Source organism: uncultured Paracoccus sp., assembly GCF_937873615.1.
Taxonomy (GTDB): Bacteria; Pseudomonadota; Alphaproteobacteria; order Rhodobacterales; family Rhodobacteraceae; genus Paracoccus.
The window spans coordinates 66,380-77,244 of sequence record NZ_CALMYP010000023.1; the positions used below are offsets into that span (position 1 = coordinate 66,380).

The 10,865-nt window shown below is 64.0% G+C and carries 10 protein-coding genes; 5 read left to right on the forward strand and 5 right to left on the reverse strand.

Going from position 1 to position 10,865, the window contains the following annotated elements; translation table 11 throughout:
- Positions 1-23: 23 nt before the first annotated feature.
- The 5 genes from Q0330_RS07295 to Q0330_RS07315 all read left to right on the forward strand — a co-directional run bounded on the left by Q0330_RS07295 (position 24) and on the right by Q0330_RS07315 (position 5,221).
- Positions 24-1,553, forward strand: coding sequence for an ABC transporter substrate-binding protein (locus Q0330_RS07295; protein WP_299476643.1), 1,530 nt, complete (start codon positions 24-26; stop codon positions 1,551-1,553).
- Positions 1,554-1,680: 127 nt separating this feature from the next.
- Positions 1,681-2,691: an ABC transporter permease gene (locus tag Q0330_RS07300; protein WP_299476646.1), complete on the forward strand. Its 1,011-nt coding sequence runs from the start codon at positions 1,681-1,683 to the stop codon at positions 2,689-2,691.
- A 10-nt stretch (positions 2,692-2,701) separates the two neighbouring features.
- Positions 2,702-3,535 (forward strand): ABC transporter permease, encoded by an 834-nt coding sequence (locus Q0330_RS07305; RefSeq protein ID WP_299476648.1) that lies wholly within the window; start codon positions 2,702-2,704, stop codon positions 3,533-3,535.
- Positions 3,532-4,428: an ABC transporter ATP-binding protein gene (locus Q0330_RS07310; protein ID WP_299476651.1), complete on the forward strand. Its 897-nt coding sequence runs from the start codon at positions 3,532-3,534 to the stop codon at positions 4,426-4,428. Before Q0330_RS07305 ends, Q0330_RS07310 begins: the two co-directional genes overlap by 4 nt.
- A complete protein-coding gene (locus Q0330_RS07315) occupies positions 4,421-5,221 on the forward strand; it encodes a dipeptide/oligopeptide/nickel ABC transporter ATP-binding protein (protein ID WP_299476654.1) in 801 nt (266 codons plus the stop codon). Before Q0330_RS07310 ends, Q0330_RS07315 begins: the two co-directional genes overlap by 8 nt.
- Here Q0330_RS07315 and Q0330_RS07320 read toward each other — a convergent pair.
- The 5 genes from Q0330_RS07320 to Q0330_RS07340 form a co-directional block, all read right to left on the reverse strand.
- The gene (locus Q0330_RS07320; protein ID WP_299476657.1) at positions 5,206-5,670 is read right to left on the reverse strand and encodes a thioesterase family protein; all 465 of its coding nucleotides are present in this window, start codon (positions 5,668-5,670) and stop codon (positions 5,206-5,208) included. The two genes, Q0330_RS07315 and Q0330_RS07320, sit on opposite strands and share 16 nt — an antisense overlap.
- Before the next feature lie 127 nt (positions 5,671-5,797).
- The gene (locus Q0330_RS07325; RefSeq protein WP_299476660.1) at positions 5,798-5,986 is read right to left on the reverse strand and encodes a hypothetical protein; all 189 of its coding nucleotides are present in this window, start codon (positions 5,984-5,986) and stop codon (positions 5,798-5,800) included.
- Positions 5,983-9,141, reverse strand: coding sequence for an AbrB family transcriptional regulator (locus Q0330_RS07330; protein WP_299476662.1), 3,159 nt, complete (start codon positions 9,139-9,141; stop codon positions 5,983-5,985). The genes Q0330_RS07325 and Q0330_RS07330 overlap by 4 nt, the downstream gene beginning before the upstream one ends.
- Positions 9,142-9,290: 149 nt before the next feature.
- A complete protein-coding gene (gene otnC, locus Q0330_RS07335) occupies positions 9,291-9,932 on the reverse strand; it encodes a 3-oxo-tetronate 4-phosphate decarboxylase (RefSeq protein WP_299476665.1) in 642 nt (213 codons plus the stop codon).
- Positions 9,929-10,102 carry a hypothetical protein gene (locus Q0330_RS07340; protein WP_299476673.1) on the reverse strand — a complete coding sequence of 58 codons (174 nt, stop codon included), beginning with the start codon at positions 10,100-10,102 and terminating at the stop codon, positions 9,929-9,931. Before Q0330_RS07340 ends, otnC begins: the two co-directional genes overlap by 4 nt.
- Positions 10,103-10,865 lie beyond the last annotated feature (763 nt).

The following is a 10,865-nucleotide window of genomic DNA, read 5'->3' on the forward strand; positions in this document are numbered from 1 at the left end:
ATCCACCAACAGGGAACGAAAACATGAAAATCAACCGCCGGAGCATCCTGAAGCTCTCTGCCGCGTCAATCGCGGCGGGCACGATCGGACTGCCAAAGCTGGGTTTTGCGCAGGCCATCGACGAACTGGTCATCGCTTACAGCGTCAACTTGCCCTCATGGGATCCGACAGTTGGTCCCAGTGCGGTGAACCCGACCATTCAGGGCATCTATCAGTCGGTCTTCGACCAGTACATTCTGCAACAGCCCGATCTCAAGCCGGCCCCCGGTTTGCTGACCGAATGGGGCTGGAACGAGGATCGCAGCCAGGTCTGGATGACGGTGCGCGAAGGCGTGACCTGGCATGACGGATCGCCCTTCACGCCCGAGGATGTCGCCTGGAACCTCGCGCGCGTCGCCAATCCTGACACGGGCAGCCCCATGCAGTTCGTCTGGGGCACGCTGACCAATCACCGGGTCGAGGGCAACAAGGTCATCGCGGATGTGGCGCAGTTTGACCCGACCATTTTCAAATGGATGTATTTCCTGACCGGCTATGTCCTGCCAAAGGCCTATTACGAGAAGGTCGGACCCGAGGGATTCGAAGCCGCACCCATCGGCACCGGCCCCTATATGGTCGAGAAGTTCGAGCGAAACGCCTTTGTTCGCCTGAAGGCCAATGCGAATTACTGGGGCGGCAAGCCGGAGTTCGATACCGTCACCATCAAGTTCGTCCCCGATGCCGCCGCGCGCGTGGCCGAGGTCGAATCGGGCAACAGCCATGTCACGCTGGAAATGCCCTATGAGGAATATGACCGCCTGAAGAACGGCCCGCTGGCCGGCGTGGCTGCGCCGATTTCGGATATCGGCATGATCTTCCTGAACGATATCGAGGTCATGACCGACCCCAATGTGCGTATGGCCGCGGCCATTTCCATCGACAAACAGGCGATCATCGACAGGCTGATGTCAGGCTATGGCGTGAAGATCGACACGCTTGAAACGCCGGAATACGAGGCATACGACCCCTCGATCACGGTAGAGTACAATCCCGACAAGGCCGTAGAGCTGCTGGCCGCATCAGGCTATGGCCCCGACAACCCGGTGAAGTTCAAGATTCAGACGACGAAAGGCTTCAAGCCCAAGGATTACGAGATGGTGCAGGCCATTGTCGGCCTGTGGCGCAAGGTCGGGATCGAAGCCGAGATCGAGATCTACGAGATCGCCAAGCATTACGAATTGCGCGCCGCCGACCAGCTGGCGCCTGCCGCCTTCTATAACTGGGGCAATTCGGTCGGCGATCCGACCACCTCGACCGGCTTCGCCATGTTCGGTCCCAGCCCGCATTCGGTGTGGGACGGCCAGGACCTGATCGACATGATCAATCCGCTTTGGGCCGAACCGGACGAGGCGAAACGGATCGAGGGCTGGAAGGCCGTGGACCGGTATATAGCCGAAAACGCCCTGGTGATCCCGCTGCTGCAATATGTGCAGCCGATCCTGCACGCGCCGGGCGTGGTGGTGACGCCACATGCCTCGGGCGCACTGTTGCCGCATCTGATGAAGCGCGCCTGATAGGGGGGGACGGGTGGCGGCCGGGCGGCACAACGCCCGGTCGTCAGCCCGGCGCTGCTCTCGATAATGCAGGGCAAGGGGGCAAGCCCCCTTGGGCCGTGTGCAAGACACGAAGGTAACAGGGTTCATGCAGATACTGCGCATTCTCCTCATGCGGTTGACGACCACCGCCATCACCTTGCTGGGGGTGGCGATCATCGTGTTTTTCGTGATCCGGGTGGTGCCCGGAAACCCTGTCGCGATGATGCTGCCCCCCGGCGCGACCGAGGATGACATCGCCCGTCTCAATGCGCTCTACGGGCTGGACAAGTCCCTTGTTGCGCAATTCGGCATCTGGCTTTCGGGCGTGGTTCAGGGCGACTTCGGCACTTCGATCACGTCACGCCAGCCAGTGCTTGGGCTGGTGCTTGGACGGCTTCCGGCAACGCTCGAACTGTCGATCATGGCCCTGGTGATCGCCTGCCTGCTGGGCGGGGCGGCGGCCCTGACCGGCACCCGCTATCGGGGCACGCGCACCGAGGCCGCCATAGATGTGGCCGATGGCGTGGCCTTGTCGGTGCCGGATTTCCTGTGGGGGCTGGTGCTGATCCTGCTTTTCGGCGTTCTGGTTCCGATTTTCCATATATCGGGTCGGGTGACGCCCTCGCTGGATCTGCCGTTCACAACAAATTTCTACCTGTTCGAGAGCCTGCTGCGCCTGCGGCTGGATCTTTGGGCCGACATCGTCTCTCACATGTTCATGCCGGCACTTGCATTGGCGATTCCGCTGGCGGCGATCATCGGACAGTTGCTCAAGCAAAGCCTGAAAGAGACGATGAACCTCGACTATGTCACCCTCGCCCGCACCAAGGGATATGGCGAAACCCGGGTGATCCTGCGCGAGGCGCTGCGCAATGCGGCGCTGCCGACGCTGACATTGGTGGGCGTCCAGTTCACCTTCCTGATCGGCGGCACCGTCATCATAGAACGGCTTTTCTCTTACGAGGGATTGGGCAACATGGCGATCGACGCCGTGATCAACCGCGACCTGCCGCTGATTCAAGGGATCGTCATCCTGTTTGCCGTGATATTCACCGCCGTCAATCTGGCGGTCGACCTGCTTTACGCGGTCCTGAATCCGAGGTTGCGCCATGCTTGACGGACGTTCCATGATCCGCCGTCGCGCGGGGCTGCGGCTTTGGCTGTCAGCCGGATGGCTGGGATTGCTGCTGTGCCTGGCGCTCGCCGCGCCCTGGATCGCGCCGAAAGATCCGCTGGCGCAGGATCTGTTCCTTGGCCGTATGCCGCCCTTCTGGCAGGCCGGGGCAGAGCCGGGCTATCTGCTGGGAACCGACAGTCTTGGCCGGGATGTGCTGTCGCGCATCATCCATGGCGCACGGTTGGCCCTGCTGGTCGCCGTTGTGGCCGGGGCGGCAACCTGCGTGATCGGGGCCTGCCTCGGCCTGATGGCGGGGTTCCTGCGCGGTTGGGCGGATCTGGTTATCTCGCGCATGATCGACATCTGGATGGCCTTTCCGCCGGTGCTCTTCTCCATCCTGCTGATTGCCGTGCTGGGGCCCGGGCTTTGGTCGATCATCATTGCCATAGTAGTCATCGACTGGACCCGCTTTGCCCGCGTGATCCGAGCCGAGGCCATGTCGCAGGGAGCGATGGATTATGTCGCCTCGGCCCATGTCGCGGGTCGCGGGCGGCTGGGAACGATGCTGCGTGAAATCCTGCCCAATGTCCTGCCGACAATCGTGGTGCTGCTGACCCTGGAGATGGGGATCGCCGTCATCGTGGAAGCAATCCTGAGCTTTGTGAACCTGTCGATTTCCAGCGACGATCCCACATGGGGCGGCATGATCGCCGAAGGTCGCAGCTCGATCCACCAGGCATGGTGGGTGCTGGTCTTTCCGCTGATTACCCTGTTCCTGACCGTGCTGTCCTTTTCCCAGTTGGGCGAGGGGTTGAAAGACCGCTTCGATCCGGTGTTGAGATGAGCTTCCTTTCCGTTCGAAACCTGACACTGCGCCTGAAAAACGGCCCCCGGCTTTTGCGCCGCGTCTCGCTGGATGTCGCGCCGGGCGAGGTGCGCGGACTGGTCGGCGAATCCGGTGCCGGCAAGTCCATGATCGGCAAGGCCATTCTGGGAATCCTGCCCGGTGCTGTGGAAATTGCCGAAGGGGAAATCTGGCTGGACGGCACCGACCTTTTGTCCCTGCCGCCGACCGAAAGGCGGCGACGTATCGGGGCAACAGCGGCGCTGATCCCACAGGACCCGTTGACCGCGCTCAATCCCAGCCACCGGATCGGACCGCAGATTACCGATCGCCTTGTTCATATCCTCGGCTGGTCGCGAACCGACGCGACGGCCCGCGCCCTCGATCTGTTGGCCGAGGTTCACATTCCCGACCCTGAACGGGTGATGCGCAACTATCCGCATGAGCTGTCAGGCGGAATGCGGCAGCGCATCCTGATCGCCTCGGCTTTCGCGGCAGAACCGAAGCTGATCGTGGCGGATGAGCCGACGACGGCGCTGGATGTGACGGTCCAAAAGCAGATCCTGCGACTGATCGCCGGGATGCAGGCGCGGCACCAAACCGCGCTTCTGTTCGTGACGCATGATCTGGGCGTGGTGTCGAAAGTGTGTCAGCGGCTGACCGTGCTCTATTCCGGGATGGTCGTAGAGGACGCCTCGGTGACCGATTTCTTTGCCGCACCTCGCCATGCCTATTCGGCCGCCCTGCTGGCGGCAACGCCGAAATATACCGATCCTGCCGCCGGCTTGCTGCCGGTGCCCGAGACAGTGACGGCATCGGTCAGGGCCGAAGTTGAGGCCTTCGACCGTGCAATGGATAGCGCCATCAACGAGCGGGGTCTGGCCGATGGTTGATCTCTACAAGGTCGACGACCTGCACCTTTCGGTTGCGGACATGACCGCAAAGCCGCTGGTCGGTCCGGCCCGCCGGATCGAGATCCTGCATGGTCTCAGCTTTTCCATTCCGAAAGGGTCCGTTGTGGGTATTGTCGGCGGCTCCGGCTCTGGCAAGTCGACCCTCGGACGCGCACTGGTCAGATTGCTGGAGCCGTCGTCAGGGGCCGTGATCTTCGACGGCACCGACATCACCCATGCGTCAGAGGCCGCGTTGCGCCCGCTGCGGCGGCGGTTCCAGATGATCTTTCAGGACCCGCTCTCCTCCCTGAACCCGCGACACCGTGTCGGTCGTATCATCGCCGAACCGCTGCGCCTGCATGGCTTTGACGCCGTTGCCGATAGGGTTGGCCGTGCACTGGATCATGTCGGCCTGCCGAGGGGTTTCGCCGGGCGTTACCCGCATGAACTGTCCGGCGGGCAACGCCAGCGGGTCGGCATTGCACGCGCGATTGCGCTGGAGCCCGATTTCATCCTCGCCGATGAGATCGTGTCGGGTCTCGACGTTTCCTCGCAAGCTCAGGTGCTGAACCTGTTGGAGCAACTGGTTCGGGAACTGGGGCTGACACTGGCCTTCATCAGCCATGATCTCAGCGTGATCCGCCGACTGTGCCAGCGGACCATTGTCCTTTATCAGGGAAAGATCGTCGAAGACCGCCTGACCGACCAGCTTTTCGCGGCACCCGAGGCGGCCTATACCCGCGAGCTGCTGGAGGCGATCCCCCTGCCCGATCCGTCTCAGCCTTGGGAGTGATGGGTCTGTGCCGCGACCGGGCGGCGGTTGTGAACTTCGGGTGACATGAGGCTTTCCAGCTTTGCCCGCACCTCATCCGGCCAGGGCATCGAGGTATGTTCGTCCAGCCAGCTTGCCGCCAGAACCTGCTCGACCGACCAGCGTTGCTCGGCGCCGCAATGGATGGTGTGCTTCAGCCGCACCGAGGACTTGCCGACTTTCAGAACGGTCAGCCGGAAGGTCAGCCGATCACCGAAGAAGGACGGCCTGGAAAAGTCGCAGGACAGGTGCACCGTCGGCGTTCCCCAACGCTCGTTCCAGATGATCTCGTGCCAAGGATAGCCGATATGGGCCCAAAATTCCTCGACCACGCCATTCAGGATGTTCAGATAGGCTGGATAATATGCGGTCCCCGAGATGTCGCAGTCGCCAAATCGCAACTCCCGGTCCGTGACAAAACACTCGCTCATGCGCATTCCGTAATTTCTTTGTCTGGACCAGAACGCTAGAGGGTTCGGGCTTGGGGTTCAATCGGCGACGTTACACGTCCAGCGAGGGTTGTCGGGTTCTTCTTGCCCCACCCCCCGGGAAGATCCCTCACGTTGATGAGAGTCTGCCCAACCGCGAAGGTGCAGATGGATGCGGAACTGCACACCCCATCGCGTTGTCGCCTTCGACGCTGGCGACGGCACCGGCCATCTGCTCGACCCGGATATCGGGGCGCGGGTTCACCAGCCCGCGCCGCAGCCGTTCCAGATCGTCTGCGTTGTGGTTGATCGCGCTCATGATACGTCTCCGGTCGGATCTGAAAGCGTCCGGGCGAGGATGGCCGAAAGCACCCCGCCCTGCCGCAGCAAGCCGACCTCCTGCGCGGTTTCGACGGCGGCGCGGCAGGCGATTTCCTGCCGCTGTCCGTCCGGCGTGATGCGGGTCACGCTCAGCGCCATGTTCGGGGTCAATGTCTCGGGGGGCAGGTCGATCTCGAACCGGTCGGCGGGGGTGATGGCGGCACCCTGCGGGATGAAGCTGTCTGCGATGACGATCGGCAGCACGCCCATACCGATCAGGTTGGTGCGGTGGATGCGTTCGAAGCTGCGTGCGATCACCGCCCGCGCACCGAGCAGCGCCGCCCCCTTTGCGGCCCAGTCGCGGCTGGAACCCATGCCGTAACGCTCGCCCGCCATCAGGATCACCGGCTGTCCCTCGACCGCCAGCCGGTAGGTGAACAGCCCGCGCAGCATCACCTCCCAATTGCCGCGATAGGCGGCATAAACGTTCAGATCCTTGGGATCGCCTCCGCGCTCGACTAGCCATTTGCCGGCCTCGCTCTCCGGGTCGATCCAGCCGGCGGGCGAGATATGATCGGTGGTCATGTCATCGCCCAGCACCAGCAGCGGCTGGGCGCTGTAATGGCCAAGCCGGCACTTTTCGTCGGCCGAGGCGAATTTTGGGCGCCGCAGGTTGCGCGAGGCCGGGTCCCAGGGGAAACGCGCGCTGTCGGCGGCTTCGATCCGCTGCCATTCGGGGTTGGCGGCCCTGGCAAAGGCGCCCTGCACGTCACCTGTGCGAAAGCCCTGCACCATGGCCGCGTCGACCTCAGCCTGCGACGGCCACAGGTCAGCCAGCGTGACCGGCCTGCCCTGCCCGTCCCGCCCCAGTGGATCGCTCAGAATATCGCCCTGCACATCGCCCTTGATCGCATAGGCGATGACCAGCGGCGGCGAGGCGAGATAGCCGAGATCCAGCTTCGGATGCACCCGGCCCGGGAAATTGCGGTTGCCCGACAGAACGGCGCAGATCGCCTTGCCCTCGGTCAGCGCCGCCTCGATCCCGGGCGGCAGCGGGCCGGAATTGCCGATGCAGGTGGTGCAGCCGAAGCCGACGATGTCGAACCCCATCGCGGCCAGATCGTCCAGCAGCCCCGCACGGTCCAGATAGGCCCGGGCCGAGGGCGATCCGGGCGCGAGCGAGGTCTTGACCCAGGGCGCAGCGCTCAGTCCAAGCGCCCGCGCCTTGCGCGCCAGCAGACCGGCCGCGATCAGCAGCCGCGGGTCCGAGGTATTGGTGCAACTGGTGATCGCCGCGACGCCGACAGCCCCATCCGGGATGCCCGGCTGCGCGGGATCCAGTTGGCGGCCGAGGGCGGTTTCGATCTCTGCCGCCGCCTGCGAAGGCGCGATCCGGTCCTGCGGGCGGCGCGGCCCGGCGATCAGCGGCGTCAGAGCGGAAAGGTCGATCCGGATCTGGCGGTCGAAATGCGGGGTGGCCTTCGGGTCGAACCACAGGCCCATGGCGCGGAAGACCGGCGCGATGGTCTCGGTCAAGGACGCGGGCCTGCCGGTGCGGGCGAGGTAGGCGACGGTCTGCGCATCCACCGGGAAAAACCCGGTCGAGGCGCCGTATTCCGGGGCCATGTTGGCGATTACCGCGCGTTCGTCGGCGGTCAGGGTCGAAACGCCCGGCCCGAAGAACTCGACGAAATCGCCGGTCACGCCAAGCCGGCGCAGCTGGTGCGTCACTTCCAGCGCAAGGTCGGTGGCCAGCACCCCGGCGGGCAGCGCGCCCGTCAGCCGCACCCCGACCACCCCCGGCATGGCCAGTGAGGCCGCCTGCCCGAACATCACGCTTTCGGCCTCCAACCCGCCGATCCCCCAGCCCATCACACCGATGCCGTTGATCATCGGCGTGTGGCTGTCGGTGCCTAGAAGCATGTCGGGATGGGCGCTGCCATCCGGTTTCAACTCCAGCACGGTCGCCAGCTGTTCAAGGTTGATGGTGTGCATGATCCCGGTCCCCGGCGGGTTCACATGCACGCCCGCAAGGTTCGCCGAGGCCCATTTCATGAAGCCGTAACGCTCTCGGTTGCGGGCGATCTCGTTGGCGGAATTGCGGGCAAGCGCCGCAGCCGAGCCGTAAAGATCGACCGCCAGCGAGTGATCCACCGAAACCTCGACCGGCAATTGCGGGGTGAGCAGGCGCGGATCGCCCGCCGCCTCGGCCACGGCGTCGCGCAGCCCGGCGATATCGGCCAGCGCGGGGGTGCAGGTCGTGTCATGCATCAGCAAGCGGTTGGGGCGAAAGCTGAATTCGAAGCTGCTGGCGCGGCCGTCCAGCCAGTCCCCCAGCGCCTGCACCAAAGGCCCGCTTTCGCCGGTCTCGCGCAGATGGTTCTCGGCCAGCCCGCCCGGCGCATAGGCGAGCATCAAGGCCAGCGCGTCCCAGCGCCCAGTCGCGGCCATGACAAGCGCCGCCGCGACCGCCAGCGCCATCTGCATACCCGCCACCATGCAGGCCGCCAGCGCGACATGGGCCAGCGCATAGGGCGAAACGCCCAGAAAGCGGGCGCCGACATTGATGCCGATCATCACCTGGATGGCGATGGCGATGACGGGCGGGACGTGAAAGGCGGACATGCCGCTCAGGTGCAGCGCCGCGCTGACGACAAGCGGCACCAGGATCAGCGGGATCGGCAGCCGCGTCCAGCGGTCGGCGGCGACACCCGACAGCACGCAAAGCCCGAACCACAGCCAGTCCGCAGGGCTCATCTGCACGGGCGGCAGGTCGCCTGAACTGCCGACGGTAATGCCGAAGACCAGCCCGGCCACCAGCGGGATGATCAGGATCGACAGCGCGATGCGCAGCGCATGGACAATGGCCACGCGGCGCTGATCGGCCCCGGCCTGTTCGCCCAGCAGGATCATCTCGCTGATGCCGCCGGGCATGGCACACAGTGCCGCATCCATGCGCGGAAAGCCGAAGATCCGGCGCAGGGCGGTGAAGTGCAGCCAGCCGCCCAGCAGCATGACCGCAAACATGCACAGAAGCGAGGGCCACCAATTCGCAAAGGAGTCCGCCAGCCCAGCCGGGATCGAGGCGCCCAGCATGGTCCCGACCGCGCCCTTGACGAAAGGCAGGATGCGGGTCGGCTGTACCGCCGGCAAGCCGCATGAGCGAGGCCGCGATCATCGCCAGCATCGCGCCGACCAGCCAGCCAAGCGGCATTCCCGCGCTGTCCAGCAGGCCGCCAGCCACGACGGCAGCGGCCAGCGTCAGGATCGCACGGAAAAGGATCAGCGGGTCGGGCATCGGCTCAGATCGTCCCGAATGTGGCGCGCAGATCCTCGACCTGCGCTTGTGTCAGAAGGTTCGTTTTCATGCCGCGCAAGGCGATCAGCAGCTTCGCCGTCTCCTCCAACTCCTCGGCGGCGGCAACGGCAGAGCCAAGCGTCCTGCCGCTGACGACGGGGCCGTGATTGGCCAGCAGAACGGCGGCGTGGCGACCGTTCAGCGCCCGGATCAGCCGGCCGGTTTCGGGATCGCCGGGCTTCACATAGGGGACCATCGCGACCCGGCCCACGCGCATCACCACATAAGGCGTCAGCGGCGGGATGCAGTCCTGCGGGTCGGTATCCGCCAGACAGGACAGCGCCGTGGCCCAAGTCGAATGCAGGTGCACGACGGCGCCGGCATCTGGGCGGGTGACGTAGAAGGCCCGATGCAGAAAGACCTCTTTCGTCGGGCGGTCGCCGGCGACATGGCTGCCGTCGCTGTCGAGTTTCGCGTTACGGGCGGGGTCCAGATCGCCCAGCCGGACATTGGTCGGCGTCATCAGCATGCCATCCGCCAGCCGGACCGAGACATTGCCCGCAGTGCCCACCGAAAAACCGCGGTCGAACAGCGATTTGCACAGCCGCGCCATGTCTTCGCGGGCGGCGGCTTCCTCGGGCGTCATTGGCCGTCCTCCATCACCCGCAGCGCCTTGGCGAAGAAATCGGGGGCGCCGAAATTGCCGGATTTCAGCGCCAGGCGCATGTCGCCCGGGCCAAGCGCATCGGTGACGGCCTGCGCCACCGCGCCCGAGGTCTCGCCCCCCGCCACGACGATGCGGCGATAGCCGAACACTTGCAGCGGTCCGCCACCACCCAATCAAGCCTGCCCGCGCGTGCTGTTACATGTTGGTGGGCGGATCGCGGGGGAGCGTGCTCTGGTGGTCAGCACCGATAGGCCGACCTGTTTCGAGGCGGTCGCGACAAACCATAAGCGGTATTCCGGGGCGAGTTGGCATCCACCGGGGCACTTTCGTCGGCCACTGCCTGCGGCTGCGAACGTCTACCTGCGTTTGCAGTTTTTGGTGTCCGGTGTTGATGTGGCGTAGATGTGGATTGCGGATGCACAAAAGTCGCCACGGAGGACTTTGTGCAAATAATTGTAATTTAACAATATTTTTGGCTTTCGAGATGGAGTTTTGAACAACCACCTTCAATCTACGAGCCGTTCAGATGGCAAATTGGAAACCAAACGATTTCAACGATTTAATGTGAAACCGTTTGATTTCTGGTGATTTTCCCCGCCGCATTCAACCTCATCGAACGGGCGTGGGCAGCACAACCTGTGCAAAACCGCAGCCAAGGGTTGAGCTGGACAAAATTGACACAGGCAATTCTGTTCCGATTGTATCATCGACGCGCAAACCGGCTTCTATCTGTTTTGAGCGCTTCGCGCTGAAGCCGGGTATGCGCTGCCGTTTCCCGTTGCTGCTATCCTCCAACCAGCGCCCGGATCATGAAATAGATGACCGATGGTCCAAGCAGGCAGCCCAGCCCGGTATAGACCCACATTCTCCAAGTAAGTCGCTGATTTCGCTGTCGTAATCGTGATATTTCGC

Coding starts and splice junctions, on each gene's coding strand:
- Q0330_RS07295 (WP_299476643.1), top strand. CDS start 24: ATGAAAATCAACCGCCGGAGCATCCTGAAGCTCTCTGCCGCGTCAATC.
- Q0330_RS07300 (WP_299476646.1), top strand. CDS start 1,681: ATGCAGATACTGCGCATTCTCCTCATGCGGTTGACGACCACCGCCATC.
- Q0330_RS07305 (WP_299476648.1), top strand. CDS start 2,702: ATGATCCGCCGTCGCGCGGGGCTGCGGCTTTGGCTGTCAGCCGGATGG.
- Q0330_RS07310 (WP_299476651.1), top strand. CDS start 3,532: ATGAGCTTCCTTTCCGTTCGAAACCTGACACTGCGCCTGAAAAACGGC.
- Q0330_RS07315 (WP_299476654.1), top strand. CDS start 4,421: ATGGTTGATCTCTACAAGGTCGACGACCTGCACCTTTCGGTTGCGGAC.
- Q0330_RS07320 (WP_299476657.1), bottom strand. CDS start 5,670: ATGAGCGAGTGTTTTGTCACGGACCGGGAGTTGCGATTTGGCGACTGC.
- Q0330_RS07325 (WP_299476660.1), bottom strand. CDS start 5,986: ATGAGCGCGATCAACCACAACGCAGACGATCTGGAACGGCTGCGGCGC.
- otnC (WP_299476665.1), bottom strand. CDS start 9,932: ATGACGCCCGAGGAAGCCGCCGCCCGCGAAGACATGGCGCGGCTGTGC.